The organism is Streptomyces sp. Root1310, from assembly GCF_001426425.1.
In the GTDB taxonomy this organism is placed as follows: domain Bacteria; phylum Actinomycetota; class Actinomycetes; order Streptomycetales; family Streptomycetaceae; genus Streptomyces.
Genome location: NZ_LMEQ01000012.1, coordinates 405,317 through 424,218 on the forward strand (window position 1 = coordinate 405,317; position 18,902 = coordinate 424,218).

An 18,902-nucleotide genomic window follows, 5' to 3' on the forward strand; every position below is an offset into this window, starting at 1 on the left:
CGCCGTCGCCGAGACGGAACCACAGGTGACACAGGGGGACTGAACAGGAACGGAAGGCGACAGCGATCATGGCCGACAGGACGGAACAGCCGGAACAGCGCGACCACCGGACGATCCACGCAGGCGGAGAGTGGCTGGAAGCCGTCTCCGGCGCGACCCGCGAGATCCTCGACCCCGCGGACGGCCGCCCCTTCGCGGTGGTCGCGGAGGGCGACGAGAAGGACACCGACCTCGCGGTCGCGGCCGCCCGCACCGCATTCGACGAGGGCGACTGGCCGCACACCCCCGTCGCCGAACGCGCCGCCCTGCTGCACCGCGTCGCCGATCTTCTCGTGCGCGATCGCGAACGGCTCGGCCTGCTGGAGAGCCGGGACGCCGGCAAGACGGTCGAGGAAGGGCGCGTCGACATCGACTGCGTCGCCGACGCCTTCCGCTACTTCGCCGGACTCGTCGCCGCCGAGTCCCCGGGCCGGGTGGTGGACGCGGGCTCGCCCGACGTCCACAGCGTCGTCGTCCACGAGCCGGTCGGCGTGTGCGCGCTCATCACGCCCTGGAACTACCCGCTGCTGCAGGCGAGTTGGAAGATCGCCCCGGCGCTCGCCGCGGGCAACACCTTCGTCGTCAAGCCCAGCGAGATCACCCCGCTGACGACGATCGCGCTCATCGACCTGCTCCTCGAGGCCGGACTGCCCGCCGGGGTCGCCGGCATCGTCACCGGACCCGGGCACACGGTCGGCGCCCGGCTCGCCGAGCACCCCGACGTCGACCTCGTCTCCTTCACCGGCGGCCTGGTCAGCGGCACGAAGGTCGCGCAGGCGGCCGCCCCGACCGTCAAGAAGGTCGCGCTCGAACTCGGCGGCAAGAACCCCAACGTGGTCTTCGCCGACGCCTGCGCCACCGACGAGGGCTTCGACACCGCCGTCGACCAGGCCCTCAACGCCGCCTTCATCCACAGCGGCCAGGTCTGCTCGGCGGGCTCCCGGCTCATCGTCGAGGAGTCGGTCCGGGACCGCTTCGTCGCCGAACTCGCCCGCAGGGCCGAGCGGATCCGGCTCGGCCGCGGCACGGAGGACGGCGTCGAGTGCGGCCCGCTCGTCTCCGAGCAGCAGCGCGCCAAGACCGAGGAGTACGTCGCCTCCGCGCTCGCGGAGGGCGCCGTGCTGCGGTCCGGCGGCCGCCGTCCGGAACCCGCCCCGCAGCGGCCGGAGTCGGGCTACTTCTACGAGCCCACCGTCCTCGACCGCTGCCACCGCGAGATGCGGGTCGTGCGGGAGGAGGTCTTCGGACCGGTCCTCACCGTCGAGACCTTCCGCACCGAGGACGAAGCCGTCGCGCTCGCCAACGACACCGAGTACGGCCTCGCGGGCGCCGTCTGGACCGCCGACGCGGGCCGGGCCCGCCGGGTCGCCGGCCGGCTGCGGCACGGCACCGTCTGGATCAACGACTTCCACCCCTATCTGCCGCAGGCGGAGTGGGGCGGCTTCGGAAAGAGCGGGGTGGGCCGCGAACTCGGCCCCGCCGGGCTCGCCGAGTACCGCGAGTCCAAGCACATCTACCAGAACCTCGCCCCGCGCCCCGTCCGCTGGTTCGCCGGCTGACCTCCCGCCCCGAGCCTGCCCGAAAGACTTCGCACGCCCCTGGAGTACCCCCCATGCCAGAGAACGCACATGTCTACGACTATGTCGTCGTCGGAGGCGGAACCGCCGGTTCCGTCATCGCCTCCCGGCTGACCGAGAACCCCGACACCACCGTCGCCGTCATCGAGGGCGGCCCCAGCGACGTCGGCCGCGACGACGTCCTCACCCTGCGCCGCTGGATGGGCCTGCTCGGTGGCGAGCTCGACTACGACTACCCGACCACCGAGCAGCCGCGCGGCAACTCCCACATCCGGCACAGCCGCGCCCGCGTCCTCGGCGGATGCTCCTCCCACAACACGCTCATCGCCTTCAAGCCGCTGCCGTCCGACTTCGACGAGTGGGAGGCGGCCGGCGCCGAGGGGTGGGGTGCGGTCCCGATGGAGGCGTACTACGCACGCCTGCTGAACAACATCGTCCCGGTCGACGAGAAGGACCGGAACGCCATAGCCCGCGACTTCGTCGACGCCGCGCAGCGGGCGACCGGAGTGCCGCGGATCGAGGGCTTCAACCAGAAGCCCTTCGACGACGGCGTCGGCTTCTTCGACCTCGCCTACCACCCGGAGACCAACAAGCGGTCGAGCGCCTCGGTGGCCTATCTGCACCCGGTGATGGACGAGCGGCCCAACCTGACGATCCTGCTGGAGAGCTGGGCCCACCGCCTGGAGCTCGACGGCACGCGCGCGGAAGGCGTGCACGTCCGCACCAAGGACGGCGAGGAGATCCTCGTACGGGCCCGGCGCGAGGTCGTGCTGTGCGCGGGCGCCGTCGACACGCCCCGGCTGCTGCTGCACTCCGGCATCGGCCCGAAGGCCGACCTGGACGCGCTCGGCATACCCGTCGTGCTCGACCTGCCCGGCGTCGGCGAGAACCTCCTCGACCACCCCGAGTCGGTGATCGTCTGGGAGACCCACGGTCCGATCCCGGAGAACTCCGCGATGGACTCCGACGCCGGTCTCTTCGTGCGCCGCGACCCCGCCCACCACGGCCCCGACCTGATGTTCCACTTCTACCAGGTCCCCTTCACGGACAACCCGGAACGCCTCGGCTACGAACGCCCGCCGTACGGCGTCTCGATGACCCCCAACATCCCCAAGCCGAAGTCCCGCGGCCGGCTCTACCTGGAGAGCGCGGACCCGTCCGTGAAGCCCGCCCTCGACTTCCGCTACTTCACCGACGAGGACGACTACGACGGCCGCACCCTCGTCGACGGGATCAGGATCGCCCGCGAGATCGCGAAGACCGAGCCGCTGGCCGGCTGGCTCAAGCGCGAGGTGGCGCCGGGCCCGGACGTCACGGGCGACGAGGAACTGAGCGAGTACGCCCGCAAGGTCGCGCACACCGTCTACCACCCGGCGGGCACCTGCCGCATGGGCGCCGAGGACGACGAACTGGCCGTGGTGGACCCACGGTTGCGGATCCGAGGCCTGGAGGGCATCCGCATCGCGGACGCCTCCGTGTTCCCCACCATGACCGCCGTGAACCCCATGATCGGGGTGCTCATGGTCGGCGAGAAAGCCGTCGACCTGATCGGAGACGATGCGCGATGACGATCATGCCCGCCACCCGTAAGCCGCCCACCACGGACACCGACGCCCCCGTCTTCTCGGTGGACGGTCTGTGGAAGGTCTTCGGACCCAAGTGCGAGAGCGTCCCGGCCGACCCGGAACTCGCCGCGCTCCCGCCCGCCGAACTCCGCTCCCGCACCGGCTGCACCGCCGCCGTCCGCAACGTCTCCTTCGACGTGCGCAAGGGCGAGGTCTTCGTCGTCATGGGCCTGTCCGGCTCCGGCAAGTCCACCCTGGTGCGCTGTCTGACCCGCCTGATCGAGCCGACGGCCGGCACCATCGTCGTCGACGGCGAGGACGTCCGCGCGATGGACCGCACCCGGCTGCGCGAACTGCGCCGCCACCGCGCCGCGATGGTCTTCCAGCACTTCGGCCTGCTCCCGCACCGCACGGTCCTCGACAACGTCGCCTACGGCCTGGAGATCCAGGGCATGGGCCGCGCCGAGCGACGCGCCCGCGCCAAGGAGGTCGTCGACAAGGTCGGCCTGGACGGCATGGAACAGCGCAGGCCCGCCCAGCTCTCCGGCGGCCAGCGGCAGCGCGTCGGCCTGGCCCGCGCGCTGGCCGTCGACCCGGAGGTGCTCCTCTTCGACGAGCCCTTCAGCGCCCTCGACCCGCTCATCCGGCGCGACATGCAGGAGGAGGTCGTCCGGCTGCACCGCGAGGAGGGCCGCACGATGGTCTTCATCACCCACGACCTCAGCGAGGCGCTGAAGCTGGGCGACCGCATCGCCCTGATGCGCGACGGCGAGGTCGTGCAGCTGGGCACCCCCGAGGAGATCGTGGGCTCCCCGGCCGACGACTACGTCCGCGAGTTCGTCCGGGACGTGCCGCGCGAGCAGGTCCTGACGGTGCGTACGGCCATGCGGTCCGCCTCCGCGGAGGAGGCGGGCGCAGGCCCGGCCGTGTCCCCGGACGCCACGGTGTCCCAGGCGATCGAGGCGGTCGCCCGGGCCGGCGTCCCGGTACGGGTCATGGACTCGGGGCGCTGCCTGGGCGTCGTCGACCACGAGGGACTGCTCGGCGTGGTGGCGGGCACGGGCCCCGCGGCCGTCCCGGCCGGACGGGGGGCCGGATCCGTCGCCGTCGGAACGGAGCCCCGCAAGGAGGCGGTCTGATGGCCACGCTGAGCACACCCGCCCCCCGGGTCGCCCTCCCGGGCTTCCTCAAACACCAGGCCGTCCGCAAGCTGCTGTTCCTCGCGCTCGCGGCCGCGATCCTCGTCCCCCTGGCCAACGCCCGGTGGTCCAGCGGCACCTGGCCGCACGCGCTCACCGTCGACCTGACCGACCCGCTCACCGGAGCCAGCGACTGGATCGTCGACAACCGCGACAGCAACCCCCTGTTCCTCTACTTCTTCGGCTACCTCAGCAACGGCGTGGTCCTCTCGGTGCGCGCCGTCTACCTGGTGCTGCTCGGCGCCGGCTGGGCCGGGGTCACCGCGGCGGCCGCGCTGGTCGCCTGGCGGGTGGCCGGGGTGCGGCTCGCGCTCGGCACGGCGGCCGCGTTCCTGGCCTGCGGCCTGCTCGGCATGTGGGTGCCGACCATGCAGACACTGGCCCTGATGATCGTCGCCGTCCTCGTGTCGGTCGTCGTGGGCGTCGTGCTCGGCCTGGCCGGCGGTCTCTCCGAGCGCATGGACCGCGCTCTGCGCCCGGTCCTCGACACCATGCAGGTGCTGCCCGCCTTCGCCTACCTGCTCCCGGTCGTGCTCGTCTTCGGCATCGGCGTCCCGGCGGCCGTCCTGGCCACCGTCGTCTACGCCGCCCCGCCCATGGCCCGGCTCACCGCGCTCGGACTGCGCGGCGCCGACAAGGAGGTCCTGGAAGCGGTGGAGTCGCTGGGCGCGACCGCCCGGCAGCGCCTGCTGACCGCCCGGATCCCGCTGGCCCGCAAGGAACTCCTCCTCGGCCTCAACCAGACGATCATGATGGCGCTGGGCATGGCCGTCATCGCGTCGGTGATCGGCGCGGGCGGCCTCGGTGACCGCGTCTACCAGGCGCTGGCCTCGGTCGACGTGGGCGCGGCCCTCGCCGCCGGCATCCCGATCGTGCTCCTCGCGGTCGTCCTGGACCGGGTCACGGCCGCCGCGGGCCGCGCCGGCGACGGCGAACCGGGCAGCCACCGGGCCGCCTGGCTCTACGCCGCTGCAGCCGCCGTGGCCGTGGCGCTCGTCGGACGCGTGGCCGGCCGGCTCGACTGGCCCGACACCTGGACGGTGGGCATCGCCGCCCCGGTCAACGACGCCGTCGACTGGATGACCGACCACCTCTACTCCGGGGTGCCCGTGATCGGCGGCACCGCCGACTGGGCCGGCCACTTCACCACCTGGGTCCTCGACCCCCTGCGGTCCGGGCTCCAGGGCCTGCCCTGGTGGGCCGTGCTGCTGCTGGTCGCCGCGATCGCCTGGCCGATCGGCACCTGGCGCACCGCGCTGACCGCCGTCCTCGCGCTGGCCGCGACCGGTGTGCTCGGCGTGTGGGAACCGTCCCTGGACACCCTCTCCCAGGTGCTGGCCGCCGTCGCCGTCACCCTCGTCCTCGGGTTCGCGACCGGCATCGCCGCCGCCCGCATCGACCGCGTCGAACAGGTGCTGCGCCCGGTCCTGGACGTGTTCCAGACGATGCCGCAGTTCGTCTACCTGATCCCGGTCGTCGCCCTGTTCGGCGTCGGCCGCGCCCCCGCCGTCGCGGCGGCCGTCGTCTACGCGCTGCCCGCCGTCGTCCGCATCACCACCCAGGGCCTGCGCCAGGTCGACCCGGCGGCGATGGAGTCCGCCCGGTCCCTCGGCGCGACCGGCACACAGCAACTGCGCCAGGTGCAGCTCCCGCTCGCCCGGCCCGCGCTGCTGCTCGCCGTGAACCAGGGTGTGGTCCTCGTCCTCGCCGTCGTCATCATCGGCGGTCTGGTCGGCGGCGGCGCGCTCGGCTACGACGCCGTGTTCGGGCTCGCCCAGGGCGACCTCGCGACCGGTCTGGTGGCCGGTGCCGCGATCGTCTGCCTCGGCCTGATGCTCGACCGGGTGACCCAGCCGGCCGACCGCCGCGTGAAGAAGGGAGCGTGACATGCGACTTCGTGACCTGCGGCTTCGTACGACTGCCATGACCGCCGGGGCGTCCGCGCTCCTGCTGCTCACCGGCTGCGGCGCCGCCGACATGACCAAGCAGGCCTCGCCCTTCGCCAACGCGCAGGGCGCCAAGACCGTGACGCTCTCGGTCCAGTCCTGGGTGGGCGCGCAGGCCAACGTGGCCGTCGCCCAGTACCTCCTGGAGCACAAGCTCGGCTACCGCGTCGACACCGTCCAGGTCGACGAGGTGCCCGCCTGGGACGCCCTCAGCCAGGGCCGGGTCGACGCGATCCTGGAGGACTGGGGTCACCCCGACCAGGAGCAGCGCTACGTCGACGACAAGAAGACGATCGCGCGCGGCGGCGACCTCGGCGTCACCGGGCACATCGGCTGGTTCGTCCCGACGTACTTCGCCAAGCAGCACCCGGACGTCACGAACTGGAAGAACCTGAACAAGTACGCGTCGCAGTTCCGCACCGCGGAGAGCGGCGGCAAGGGCCAGCTCATGGACGGCTCCCCGTCCTACGTCACCAACGACAAGGCCCTGGTGGAGAACCTGAAGCTCGACTACCAGGTCGTCTTCGCCGGTTCCGAGGCCGCCCAGATCACCCAGATGAGGCAGTTCGCCAAGGAGAAGAAGCCCTTCCTCACCTACTGGTACGCCCCGCAGTGGCTCTTCGAGAAGGTCCCGATGACCGAGGTGAAGCTGCCCGCCTACAAGGAGGGCTGCGACGCGGAGCCGGACAAGGTGGCCTGCGGCTACCCGCACACCCCGCTCCAGAAGTACCTCAACTCGGACTTCTCGAAGGACGGTGGCAAGGCGGCCGCCTTCCTGAAGAAGTTCAAGTGGACGACGGAGGACCAGAACGAGGTGTCGCTGATGATCGCGGACCAGAAGCTCACTCCGGAGGCGGCCGCCAAGAAGTGGGTGGACAGCCACGCGTCGACGTGGAAGGCGTGGCTGTCCTGACGGTCACGGCCGCAGCTCGGTGACGAGGTCCCGCAGGAGGGCCGTCGCCCGCTGCTGGAGTCCCGGTCCGAACGTGACGCGGGTGGCCCCGAGTTCACCGAGTGCGGTGGGCGAGGGGCCCGCGCCGACCTGCGCGAACACGTTCAGCGGCCCCTGTGTCCCGGACCGCAGCAACGGCAGGACGGCGGCCGGGGCGCCGATCGGATAGACGCAGTCGGCGCCCGCCGCCACGTACGCCGCCGCCCGTGCGATGGCGTCGTCCGGATCCCCGTCGCCGTAAGCGAAGGTGTCGACGCGCGCGTTGACGAACAGCCGGTCGCCCGCCGCGCGCCGCACCTCGGCCAGCCACTCGGCGTGCTCCCGCGGGTCCTTGAGGACGCCGTCGGCCGAGTCCTCCAGGTTGCAGCCGACGGCGCCCGTCTCCAGGAGCCGTTCCACCAGCTCCTTCGGGGGCAGCCCGTACCCGCCCTCGACGTCCGCCGACACCGGCACGTCCACCGCCCGGGCGATCCGGGCGACCGCCGCGAACATCTCGTCGGCCGGGGTCCGCCCGTCCGCGTACCCGAGGGAGGCGGCGACGCCCGCGCTGGGTGTCGCGAGCGCCGGGAACCCGGCCTCGGCGAACACCCGGGCGGCGGCCGCGTCCCAGGGGCCGGGCAGCACGAGCGGGTCGTCCGGCAGCCGGCCGTGGTGCAGCCGGCGGAAGACGTCCACCTTGCTCATGGCCTCCACCTCGCTCACGGCGTCCACCTCGCTCACGGCGTCCACCTCGCTCATGGTGTGTAACCCCCGGGCGGGATACGGCGGGCCACCATCACCCGGTTCCAGCTGTTGATGGCGGTGATCAGCGCGAGGAGATGCGCGAGCCGCGGGGCGTCGAAGTGCCTGGCCGCCCGCTCGTACACCGCGTCGGGCACGAAGCCCGCCCCGGAGCCGGAGGCCTGGGAGGTGCCCCCGGTCAGCACGGTCACCGCCTCCGTGAGCGCGAGCGCGGCCCGCTCCCGCTCGTCGTAGACGTCACCCGCCTCCTCCCACGCGCTCAGCAGATCGAGCTGCTTCTCGCTCACCCCGTGCTCGCGGGCGATCGTGAGGTGCATGTCGAGGCAGAACGCGCAGTGGTTGAGCTGCGAGGCGCGGATCACCACGAGCTCGGCGAGCGCGGGGTCGCCGAGACCCTGCTTCGCGGCCGCGCTGAGCGCGGACATGGCCCGGCCGACCTCGCGGTCGAGGAGGTTCGTACGGCTCATGCGTGCCGCCCCGGCCGGTAGTGGCCCGGCACCAGCCGACAGGTCACGCCGAACCGGTTCCACGCGTTGATCACCGTGATCACGGCGATCAGCTGCGCCAGCTCGGCCTCCTCGAAGTGCCCGGCGGCCCGCTCGTACACCGCGTCGGGCACGAACCCTTCCGTCAGCACGGTCACCGCCTCCGTGAGGGCCAGCGCCGCGAGTTCCCGCTCGGTGTAGAAGTGCTCCGACTCCTCCCACGCGCTGAGCTGGATGATCCGCTCGACGCTCTCGCCCGCCGCGAGCGCGTCCTTGCTGTGCATGTCGACGCAGAGCGCGCAGCGGTTGATCTGCGAGGCGCGGACCTTCACCAGCTCGACCAGCTTCGGGTCGAGGCCCTTGCGGGCGGCGGCGTCGAGCCGGAGCATCGCCTTGAGGACCTCGGGGGCGTGCGCCGACCAGTCCAGCCGGGGGGTGTGCTCGGGGGCGTGGGGAACCTGTCCGTCGGTGGTCGTGGGGTCTGCGTGCGTCGTCATGCCCTCGACCCTAGGAGCGGGGCAGCCCAGGAGTATGGTCCATTTCCATGGCGAGATCCTGGGCCACTTTCGGCGTCGACCTGCATCTGGAACCGACCGGGCCGCATCTGCGACGGGGCCTGACCGACGCCCTGCGCGAGGCCGTCCGCAGCGGCCGGCTGCCCTCCGGTACCAGGCTCCCCTCCTCGCGCTCGCTCGCCGCCGACCTGGGCATCGCCCGCAACACGGTCGCCGACGCCTACGCCGGCCTCGTCGCCGAGGGCTGGCTCACCGCCCGCCAGGGCTCGGGCACGCGGGTGGCCGAGGGGAGGACCGTCCCGGCCGCGGGCGCGGTTCCCGCTCGCCCCGAGCGCCGCCGGCCTGCCTACGACCTGCGCCCCGGCACCCCCGACCTCGGGTCCTTCCCGCGCGCCGAGTGGCTCAGGGCGGCCCGCCGCGCCCTCACCGCCGCCCCCTCCGACGCCCTCGGCTACGGCGACCCCCGCGGCCGGGCCGAACTGCGCACCGCCCTCGCCGGCTACCTCGCCCGTGCCCGCGGCGTGCGCGCCGACCCCGAACGCCTCGTGGTCTGCGCCGGGTTCGCGCACGGTCTGGGACTGCTCACCACCGTCCTGCGGGCGCGCGGGGTGCGCACGATCGCCGTCGACTCGTACGGCCTGGACGAGCACTGGAGGCTGCTGGCGGCGGCCGGGCTGGTCACGACCGCGCTGCCCGTCGACGAACGCGGCACGGACACGCGGCTGTTGACGGACCCCGGGCTGCCGGAGGGCGCGGGCGCGGTCCTGCTCACCCCCGCCCACCAGTTCCCGATGGGCGTACCGCTGCACCACGACCGGCGGGCGGCCGTCGTGGACTGGGCGCGGCGCACCGGCGGGCTGGTCCTGGAGGACGACTACGACGGCGAGTTCCGCTACGACCGCCAGCCCGTCGGCGCGCTCCAGGGCCTGGACCCCGACCACGTGGTGTACCTGGGCACCGCGAGCAAGTCACTGGCTCCCGGCCTGCGTCTGGGCTGGATGGCGCTGCCGCCGGACCTCGCCGAGGAGGTGCTCGCGGCCAAGGGCGGGGTGGACACCTCGGGGGTGCTGGACCAGTTGACGCTGGCGGAGTTCATCACCTCGGGCGCGTACGACCGTCATGTCCGGGCGGCCCGTACCCGCTACCGGCGGCGCCGTGACGCGCTGGTCGCGGCCCTGGCCGCGCACGCCCCCGCGATCCGCGTCACCGGCATCGCGGCGGGCCTGCACGCCGTGCTGCGGCTGCCGCCCGGCACGGAGGAGGCGGTGCTGCGGGCGGCGGCCTACCAGGGCCTGGCGGTCGACGGCCTCACCCCCCGCTACCGCCACCCCGGCGCGGTCACGGAGCCCCTCGACGCCCTGGTCGTCGGCTACGGGACCCCGCCGGACCACGCCTGGTCCGGCGCCCTGGACGCGTTGTGCGCGGCGCTTCCTTTCGGAGAGAACGGATCCGGAATTCCTTTTCCCGGATAGATTCCCGGTCGCAAGGGTTAGAGTCACCCCATGACGAACAACAATTCCGTTTCCCGCGTGGCCCTCAAGAAGACAACCCCCGATGTTTCCGCTGCGATGGGATCCCTGCACGGTGCCGCCGTTTCCGCCGCCCTGGACGCCAAGGTCGAACCCGAGATCCTGGAACTGGTGAGGATCCGCGCCTCACAGCTCAACGGCTGCGCGTTCTGCCTCGACATGCACACCAAGGACGCCCGCGCCCAGGGCGAGGCCGAACAGCGGATCTACGCGCTGAACGCCTGGCGGGAGACCCCCTTCTTCACCGTCCGGGAGCGCGCCGCACTGGCGTTGACCGAGGCGGTGACCCTGGTGCACGACGGGCAGGTGCCGGACGCGGTCTACGCCGAGGCCGCGGAGGTCTTCGACGAGGCCCAGGTGGCGGCGCTGATCTGGGCGGCCACGGTCATCAACGCGTACAACCGCATCGCCATCGCGACGCGCATGGTGCCGGGGGCCTATCAGCCGGCCGGGAAGTAATTCCGGACAAAGTAATTCCGGGCAGAGGCGCTCCGGGTGAAGGGATTCCCGAGAAAGGGATTCCGGGCAATGCGGAACAGGGGCATCGGCGATATTTGCCGGTGCCCGTCTATTTGTTTCCTCGCCCTGTGTCACACCCGCGCCGCGGTCCCCTCTCTCTGCTTCATCCGCCCCGCGCTCTATCGACCGGGAAGCGGCTCCGGCAGGCGTTCCAGCCATTCGCGCCATTCCGGCGCCCGTACCGCGGGCCCGGCCGTCATCGGCTCACCGATCCAGCTCGTCACGGGTCGCAGTCCGTGCAGCGCGTTCACCGTCCACACCTCCCGGCCGTCCAGCTCGGCGAGGGTCCGCTCGCGACGGGCGACGGTGATCCCGGACCGTTCGGCCCGCTCCCGGACCAGTCCCACGGTCACACCGGGCAGGACGGGCAGCCGGGGCGGCGGCAGGCACAGGCGGTCGTCCTCCCACCACAGCAGGCTCGCGGTGGCCGACTCCAGCACCGTCCCGGACGGGCCGACCAGCACCCCTTCCTGCGCCCCTTCGTCGACGGCCCGCCCCCGCACCCGCGCCAGAACGTCGAGATCCGGGCCCTTGCGGCGGGGCGCGGTCCGCCGGTCCGGCTGGCCGACGGACCACAGGCGCACCTCCGTGCCGAGCGGCGGGGCCGGCCGCAGCCGCAGTCGCAACTCCCTTGCGCCGAAGATGAGTTCGACCCGGGGGAACCAGTCGCCGGTGCGCGGCAGCGCCGCGGTCACGTCCTGCCAGAACTCGACGAGCCGGCGCGGCTCCGGGCCGCCGCACTCCGCGCAGGCCCGCAGAAACCGCTCCCGGTGCCGGCCGTACCCGCGCACCCGGCCCTCGCGCACCAGCCACGAGTCCGCCACCAGCAGCGGCCCGTCCGCCACGGACCCCGCGGCGGCGGTCAGCCCACGGCCGGGCGTCCACGTGAACAGCCCCTCACCGAAGGCCGGTCGTGCACCCACTCGGTCCTCCTCAGTACTTCCCGCCCGCCACCGCCGGCGCCCCGCCCCGGGGTCCGTACGGCGCGTGCTCCAGCCATGAGCCGCAGGCGGGCAGCACGGGCGCGAGGGCCGCCGCCGCGCGCTGTCCGAGCCGCACGGTCCGACGCCGCGGCCGCAGATGCTCCAGGGCCCGTCCGGCGGCCTCGCTGTTGAACAGCCCCGCGGCCCGCCGTACGTCCGCGAACGCGGCCACCGCCTCCGGCGTTCCGGCGGCCACGGCCCGCGCGGCCGCCGCCGCGTCGGCGATCCCGCTGTTCATGCCACGCGCGCCGAACGGCGGGAACAGGTGCGCGGCCTCGCCGACGAGCAGCACCCGCCCGTGCGGGTCCGTGAAGGAGGCCGCGACCTTGCGCAGGAAGCGGTAGGCCGACACCCACAGGATCCGGTCGGCGTACCCGTCGCCCACCACCCCCGGCAGCCACTCCCGCACGGCGTCCTCGGTGCCGAAGGCCTCCTCCGGGTCGTCGTCGCGGCACTGGAGATCCACCTGGAAGCCGCCGGTGAACGGCACCCGCATCACACTGCGGCCCCCGGCGCCCGGATGCTCGTAATGGAAGACCCGCTCCAGCGGCAGCTCGGCGTCCGGCACGTCCGCCACGTCGACGACGACGTGGAAGCCCTCGCCGCGCACGCCCTCCATGGGGATGCCCAGCCCTCCCCGGACGGCCGAGCGGGCACCGTCGGCGGCGACGACGTACCCGGCGCTCCACTCCCGTCCGCCCTCGCCGACGAGCGTGACACCGGACCCGGAGACGCGGACACCCTCGATCCGCGCGCCCCAGACGAAGTCCACCCCCGCCCGCTCGCACGCGGCGCGCAGGAAGCGCTCGGTGTCGAGCTGGCGCAGGCTCGTGAAGGGCGGCAGCCCGGACGGAGGCGGGAAGGTGCGCGCGTACACCTCGCGGCCCCGGTAGAGGGTGCGCCGGGTGTGCCAGGTCCGGCCGTACGCCGTGATCTCGGCGGCCAGGCCCGGGGACATCGCGTCGAGCAGCCGCAGGGTCTCCCGGTGCACGAACAGGGCCCGGCTGCCCGGCCGTTCACGGTCCGCGGGGTCCGCCTCCAGGAGCACGACCGGCAGCCCGTGGGCGCGCAGGGCCAGCGCGGCCGACAGGCCGACCGGACCCGCGCCCACCACGATCACGGGGCTCACGCGCGCACGCCCGCTCGGATCTGCGCCGACCGTGCCAGCATCCGGGTGATCTCCACCCGCTTCACCTTCCAGGTCGCCGTCATCGGCAGCTCCTCGAACCGCCACTGGCGCGGCTCGGCCATCGCGGGCAGATCGGCGGTCGCCTCCCGCCAGCGCTCCGGGTCGAGCGGCTGTTCGCCCCGCACACACACCACCGGCACCGGCTCACGGTCCGCGCCGGCCACGATCACGACCTCGCGGAGCTCCTCCAGCCGCTCCATCAGCGCGTCCTCGACCGCCAGATTGCTGTGCACGGCGTCGATCCGGTCGACCTCCCGGTCGATCAGATGCAGGGCGCCCAGGCGGCTCATGTATCCCATGTCGCCCATCTGCCACCAGCCGCCGTCGAGTTGACGCTCGTACTGCGCCCGCGCGCCGAGGTAGGTGAGGATGCGTCCCCGGGTACGGGCCTCGATCCGCCCGGGAGTGCCGGGCGCGGCCGGCCTGCCGTCGGGGTCCGTGACCCGGACCCGGGTGAAGCCGGGGATCCCGATCCCCACCCGCCGCCCGTCCGCCCGCTCCACGCTGCGCCGGGTGAACCACTGGAACGCGACGGGCCCGGTCTCGCTCTGCCCGTACAGCTGGATCAGCCACGGCGCACGGCGACGCGAGGCGCCCAGCAGCCGCCGTACGGTGCGCGGATGGATCGCGTCGAACGTGGAGCCGTACGACTTCACCCGGGACAGCGGAGCCCCGGGTGCGTCGGCCAGCTCCTCCCACAGCACGAAGGTGTTGGGGTGCGTCTCGACGATGCCGGGGCGGTGCCGGGCCAGCAGCGGTCCCACGCTCGCCGGCTCCGGGTCGGTGATCAGCACCAGCGGGCTGCCGAAGTGCAGCAGGACGCCGAGCAGATGATAGAAGCGCGAGTGCACGAACGACATGTGCAGCGCGGCGGTCTCGCCCCGGGTGGGCCGGCCCATCGCCTTCTGCGGCACCAACCGGTTCCACATGGTGTTCGGGCAGTGCACGGCCAGCTTGGGGACGCCGGTCGTGCCCGAGCTGTGGGTGATCAGGGCGGGCTCACGCGGGTGCAGCCGGACGGGGGCGGGCGGCTCGGAGCCTGCGTACTTCGCCAGGGGTTCGGCGCCGGGCGCGTCGTCGACGGAGAGGGTCCGGCGCACCTGCGAGGCGATGCCGGCGTCCTTCAGCGGCCCGTCCAGCTTGGCCCGGTCGGTGATGAGCCAGGGCTGTCGCAGCCGTTCGAGCAGCTGCCCGACGACCGGGCCGGCCAGGCCGGGGGAGAGGAGCACCGGGACGGCGCCGATACGGGAGACCGCGCAGGTCAGCAGAACGATGTCGACGTTGTCCGTCTTGTGTACGACCACCTGTTCCGAGGGCCGTACCCCCGCCGCCCACAGCCGGCCCGACAACTCCTCGACCACGTCGGCCAGTTTCCGGTAGTCGAGGTCGACCCCGAGGGAGGGGTGGGTGTCCAGCGGCCGGTCCAGCGTGACGAAGACGGCTCCGTGCCGCTCGGCAGCCCGCCGGAACAACGGACCCAGGTAGAACCCGCGGTCGGCGAGCAGGGATTGCTGCGACATGTGGCTGTTCCTCTCAGACACGGACGGGGACACGGATGGGGGAGGCGGATGGGGGAGGCGGCACACGGGGGCCGGGAGCCGCTCGGGGACGGGGACGAAGAGGAGGACGGGGACGCGGACGGAGAGGGGGACAGGGAGGCGGACGCGGTCACCACGCCCCCTGGCGCACCAGATGCCGACGGAGCTTGCCGGTGGGAGTGCGGGGCAGCGACGCGACGAAGCTGACGCCCCGCGGCACCTTGAACGCGGCGAGCCGCTCCCGCGCCAGTGCGACGAGCTCGGCCTCCAGCCGGGTGAGCCGGGCCGGCACGCCGGGGCTGGTGGGACTGGTGGGACTGGTAGGGCTGGTGGGGGTGGCGGAGGTGGTCGGGACGACGAAGGCGCGCAGGCGGGTGCGGCCCAGCCCGTCCGGGACGGCGGCGACCGCGACCTCGCGGACCGCCGGGTGGGTGCGCAGGACGGCCTCCACCTCCAGCGGGGAGACGGTGATCCCGCCGACCATCTCCATGTCGTCGGTGCGGCCCAGGTGCCGGTAGGTGCCGTCCGGTTCGCGGCGCGCCCGGTCGTGGGTGGCCAGCCAGCCGCCGACCAGCGTGCGCCGCGTCTCCTCGGGCCGGTTCAGGTATCCGGGTGTCACCGTCGGCCCGCGCACCCACAGTTCCCCTTCCGTACCGTCCGGCACGGGCCGTCCGGCGCGGTCGCGCAGCTCCACCTCGAACCCCGGCACGGGACGTCCGACGGTGCCCGGACGGTCGTGGCCGAGACTGTTCGCACAGAAGGCGTGACCGGCCTCGGTCGAACCGATCTGCTCCAGCACGGGTGCGCCGAGCAGCTCGGTGATCTGTCCGCCGAGCCCGTCCGGCAGGCCCTCGCCTGCCGACACCGCGGCGCGCACCGAGGCGAAACAGGCCGCGTGACCGCTGCCCCGGTCGGCGACCAGCGCCGCGTACGCCGAGGGCACGGAGTAGAGCAGGCTCACCCGGTGCCGGGCGACGAGTTCGTCCACGGCGGCGGGTGTCGGACGCCGGTCCACCAGGACGGCGCTGGAGCCGGAGAAGAGCGGGAAGACGAAGGCGTTGCCGAAGCCGTACGCGAAGTACAGCTTCGACACCGACAGCGTGACGTCCTCCTCGGTGATCCCGAGCAGCCGTCGGCCGATGAGGTCGTGGTACGTCGCCGGGTCGCCGTGCGTGTGCACGACCCCCTTCGGGCGGCCCGTGGTGCCGGAGGTGTACTGCACGTACAGCGGCGTCCGCGCGTCCACCGGGTGGGCGGCGGCCGGCTCGGCGGCGGGGGCGAGCGCGAGGAACTGGTCGGCACCGAGGCATGCCCGGTCCGGGAAGCGGTCCTCGAGACCCGGCCCGGTCACACACAGCACGGCGTCGACGTCCACGGCCATGAACGCGTGCTCCGGCGCGGGCAGTTCGGGATTGACCAGGACGGCCACGGCCCCGAGCCGGGCGACGCCGAGGAAGGCCGCGACCCACGCGATCCCGTCGGGCAGCGCCAGCAGCACCCGGTCCCCGGCCCGTACCCCGAGTTCCGCGAGCACCCCGGCAGCCCGTGCCCCCAGCTCGTGCACCTCACCGTGGGTCCACACCTGGTGCCCCTGATGAAACGCGGCCCGCTCACCCCACCCCCTCCGCTCGGCGAGCGCGCTCAGCTCCACGGCGAGATTCCCGGCCCCGGCACCCGGACCCCCGGGGTCACCGGGTGAGCCTGCCGTGAGGGGCGCAGCCGTGGCGGGCTGTGACGTCCTGGACGGTGACGTCGTCGACGGTGACGTCATGCACGGGGACGTCGTGGGCTGTGACGTCCTGGACGGTGACGTCGTGGGCTGGGACGTCGTCATCGGGTGGTCCCCCTCGTGGTGGCCGGGCCGGGTCCGGGGGGCGTGCGCCGGGCGTGGCCCGCGCCCGCCCGCGCCTCGGCCCGATCGGGCCCGCCCGGAGCCCGGGCGGCCGCGCCGTACTCCCGAAGGGCCCGCATCTGCGCGGCCGTCTTCAGCAGCATCTCGTCGTACTCCGCGGCCGGATCGGAGTCCAGGACGATCGCGCCCCCGGCCCCCATCCGCATCAGGCCGTCGGCGAGGACGGCCGTGCGGATGACGATGTTGAGGTCCGCGCCGCCGCTGCACCCCAGGTAGCCCAGGGCCCCCGCGTACACACCGCGCGCCTCGGTCTCGAGACCGTCGATGATCTCCAGGGTGCGCCGCTTGGGCGCCCCGGTCATCGAACCGCCGGGGAAGCAGGCGCGCACGCAGTCCACCGCGTCCGTGCCCTCGCGCAGCCGGCCCTCGACGGTGGAGACGAGCTGGTGCACGGTGGCGTACGTCTCGGTGGCCATGAGACGGGAGACCCGCACGGTCCCGGTCCGGCTGACCCGCCCCAGGTCGTTGCGGAGCAGGTCGACGATCATCAGGTTCTCGGCGCGGGTCTTGGCGTCCGCCGCCAGCCCGTCCCTGAGCCGGGCGTCCTCCAGCGGACCGGCGCCGCGCGGCGCGGTCCCCTTGATGGGCTTGGCCTCGGCGACACCGTCCCGGGTGATCCGCAGGAACCGTTCGGGCGAGGAGCCGACCACGTCGAGGTCGCCGAATCTCAGGAAGGCCGCGTACGGCGCGGGGTTGACCCTGCGCAGCACCCGGTAGAAGCCGTACGCGTCGTCCGGGGCGGGTAACACCGCGGCGTCGGTCAGACAGATCTCGTAACTCGTGCCCGCGGCGAGCTCGCGCCGGCAGGCCGCGATGTCCGCGAGATACGTCGCCCGGTCCCGCACCAGCCAGGGCTCGACGTCACCGCCGCCTAGATCACCGCCGCCCGGATCGCCGCTGCCCGGGCCGGCCCCGCTCACCGCGAGCGTGCCGTCCGCCGGCCCGGCGGACGGCACGTCCGGCTCGGCGGGCAGCGAGGTGAGCCGGGCCAGGGTCGTCTCGAGCCAGTCGCCGGCCTCGCGGTCGGCCTGGGGGTTGTCCTCAGCCAGACAGACCGCGTAGGTGAAGCCCCTCTCGTGGTCCACCGCGATCAGCCGGTCGGCGAACAGCCAGCAGGCGTCCGGGGTGGGGGAGCGATGCCGGTTCGGGGAGCCGCAGTCGGCCTTGGCCTCGTAGCCGAAGTAGCCGACATAGCCGCCGGTGAAGTCGAAGGGGAGCCCGGTGGCGTCCACCCGACGGTTCGCCAGCTGCCGCTTGAGATAGTCGAAGACGCTCGCCCGGACCTTGCGGGTCGGCCGTCCCGCCCGCTCGATCTCGCAGAGGCCGGCCTCGACGTCGTACCGCACGAACTCGGCGAGCGGACCGCTGTCGTCGCCGAAGAACGAGAAGCGGGAGAGTCCCCGCTCGACCCGTGAGCTGTCCAGCCAGAACGCCCGCGGCGAGTCGGCGTACAGCCGCGTGAAGGCGGCCTCCGCGTCGATCGCCCCGGCGATGCGGCGGGTGTGCAGGCGAAGGGCGGGCCGGTCGGTCCGGCGCGGGCGGGGGACGGTCACCCGGGGGCTCGGCATCGCCGCCGCGGCCGGGGTGACCGCGGTGTTCTTGGTGCGTGGTCTGCGGGCCCGTTCGGCCGTCAGGTTCCGGAAGTTGACGAGCATCCGGTGGCCGTACTCGGTGAGCACCGACTCCGGGTGGAACTGCACGCCCCACAGGGGCCGTTCGCGGTGCCGCAGCCCCATGAGGACGCCGTCCTCCGCCCAGGCGGTCGGCTCCAGGGTGTCGGGCAGCGGCTCCCGTACGGACAGCGAGTGGTAGCGGACCGCGGTGAAGTTCTGCGGCAGGCCCTGGAAGAGGTCCCGGCCGTCGTGACGGACGGCCGACAGATGCCCGTGCCGCGGTTTTGGGGCGGGCACCACCCGGCCGCCCTCCCCGTGCGCGATGCCCTGGTGGCCGAGGCAGACCCCGAGCACCGGCACCGGGGACTCGGCGAGCACCCTGGCGCTGATGCCGAAGTCCCGCGTCCTCGACGGACGACCGGGTCCCGGCGACACCACCACGTTGTGGAAGGCGGAGAGATCGGGAACGGCGTCCGCGGGGGCGTCATTGAGGACCACCACCGGCTCCTCGCCGTTGACCTCGGCGATCAGCTGGAACAGGTTGTACGTGTACGAGTCGTAATTGTCGATGAGCAGGGTCTTCACCCGCCCACCTCCTTG

General features: G+C 73.3%; 15 protein-coding genes. 7 read left to right on the forward strand and 8 right to left on the reverse strand.

What is annotated here, in order from left to right:
* The first annotated feature begins 68 nt into the window (after positions 1–68).
* The 5 genes from ASD48_RS19995 to ASD48_RS20015 are packed head-to-tail and all read left to right on the forward strand — an operon-like array spanning position 69 to position 7,239.
* The gene (locus ASD48_RS19995) at positions 69–1,598 is read left to right on the forward strand and encodes an aldehyde dehydrogenase family protein (RefSeq protein ID WP_057602968.1); all 1,530 of its coding nucleotides are present in this window, start codon (positions 69–71) and stop codon (positions 1,596–1,598) included.
* Between the two features lie 53 nt (positions 1,599–1,651).
* The gene (locus ASD48_RS20000) at positions 1,652–3,184 is read left to right on the forward strand and encodes a GMC oxidoreductase (protein WP_057602969.1); all 1,533 of its coding nucleotides are present in this window, start codon (positions 1,652–1,654) and stop codon (positions 3,182–3,184) included.
* Positions 3,181–4,320 (forward strand): glycine betaine/L-proline ABC transporter ATP-binding protein, encoded by a 1,140-nt coding sequence (locus tag ASD48_RS20005; protein WP_057602970.1) that lies wholly within the window; start codon positions 3,181–3,183, stop codon positions 4,318–4,320. Before ASD48_RS20000 ends, ASD48_RS20005 begins: the two co-directional genes overlap by 4 nt.
* Positions 4,320–6,266 carry an ABC transporter permease subunit gene (locus tag ASD48_RS20010; protein ID WP_057602971.1) on the forward strand — a complete coding sequence of 649 codons (1,947 nt, stop codon included), beginning with the start codon at positions 4,320–4,322 and terminating at the stop codon, positions 6,264–6,266. The genes ASD48_RS20005 and ASD48_RS20010 overlap by 1 nt, the downstream gene beginning before the upstream one ends.
* 1 nt (position 6,267) lies before the next feature.
* Entirely contained in the window at positions 6,268–7,239 is a 972-nt protein-coding gene (locus tag ASD48_RS20015; protein WP_199875877.1) for an ABC transporter substrate-binding protein, read from the forward strand.
* Between the two features lie 3 nt (positions 7,240–7,242).
* Here the strand turns inward: ASD48_RS20015 and ASD48_RS20020 are convergent, their stop codons facing one another.
* The 3 genes from ASD48_RS20020 to ASD48_RS20030 are packed head-to-tail and all read right to left on the reverse strand — an operon-like array spanning position 7,243 to position 9,001.
* On the reverse strand, positions 7,243–7,962 hold the full coding sequence (locus tag ASD48_RS20020; protein ID WP_057603540.1) for an isocitrate lyase/phosphoenolpyruvate mutase family protein: 720 nt from the start codon (positions 7,960–7,962) through the stop codon (positions 7,243–7,245).
* Positions 7,963–8,012: 50 nt separating this feature from the next.
* Positions 8,013–8,486, reverse strand: coding sequence for a carboxymuconolactone decarboxylase family protein (locus tag ASD48_RS20025; protein WP_057602972.1), 474 nt, complete (start codon positions 8,484–8,486; stop codon positions 8,013–8,015).
* Positions 8,483–9,001, reverse strand: a complete 519-nt coding sequence (locus ASD48_RS20030; RefSeq protein WP_057602973.1) for a carboxymuconolactone decarboxylase family protein — start codon at positions 8,999–9,001, stop codon at positions 8,483–8,485. Before ASD48_RS20030 ends, ASD48_RS20025 begins: the two co-directional genes overlap by 4 nt.
* Before the next feature lie 47 nt (positions 9,002–9,048).
* On the opposite strand from ASD48_RS20030, the gene ASD48_RS20035 reads away from it, so the two are divergent.
* A complete protein-coding gene (locus tag ASD48_RS20035) occupies positions 9,049–10,491 on the forward strand; it encodes a PLP-dependent aminotransferase family protein (RefSeq protein ID WP_057602974.1) in 1,443 nt (480 codons plus the stop codon).
* 30 nt (positions 10,492–10,521) lie between these two features.
* Positions 10,522–11,007 (forward strand): carboxymuconolactone decarboxylase family protein, encoded by a 486-nt coding sequence (locus ASD48_RS20040; RefSeq protein ID WP_057602975.1) that lies wholly within the window; start codon positions 10,522–10,524, stop codon positions 11,005–11,007.
* A gap of 179 nt (positions 11,008–11,186) precedes the next feature.
* Here the strand turns inward: ASD48_RS20040 and ASD48_RS20045 are convergent, their stop codons facing one another.
* From ASD48_RS20045 to ASD48_RS20065, 5 genes are all read right to left on the reverse strand, one after another.
* Positions 11,187–11,990 carry an aminotransferase class IV gene (locus ASD48_RS20045; RefSeq protein WP_057602976.1) on the reverse strand — a complete coding sequence of 268 codons (804 nt, stop codon included), beginning with the start codon at positions 11,988–11,990 and terminating at the stop codon, positions 11,187–11,189.
* A 10-nt stretch (positions 11,991–12,000) separates the two neighbouring features.
* Positions 12,001–13,179 (reverse strand): FAD-dependent monooxygenase, encoded by a 1,179-nt coding sequence (locus tag ASD48_RS20050; protein WP_057602977.1) that lies wholly within the window; start codon positions 13,177–13,179, stop codon positions 12,001–12,003.
* Positions 13,176–14,759 carry a class I adenylate-forming enzyme family protein gene (locus tag ASD48_RS20055; protein WP_057602978.1) on the reverse strand — a complete coding sequence of 528 codons (1,584 nt, stop codon included), beginning with the start codon at positions 14,757–14,759 and terminating at the stop codon, positions 13,176–13,178. Before ASD48_RS20055 ends, ASD48_RS20050 begins: the two co-directional genes overlap by 4 nt.
* A gap of 148 nt (positions 14,760–14,907) precedes the next feature.
* The gene (locus ASD48_RS20060) at positions 14,908–16,548 is read right to left on the reverse strand and encodes an AMP-binding protein (RefSeq protein WP_079073867.1); all 1,641 of its coding nucleotides are present in this window, start codon (positions 16,546–16,548) and stop codon (positions 14,908–14,910) included.
* 59 nt (positions 16,549–16,607) lie between these two features.
* Positions 16,608–18,887, reverse strand: coding sequence for a chorismate-binding protein (locus ASD48_RS20065; protein ID WP_057602980.1), 2,280 nt, complete (start codon positions 18,885–18,887; stop codon positions 16,608–16,610).
* Positions 18,888–18,902 lie beyond the last annotated feature (15 nt).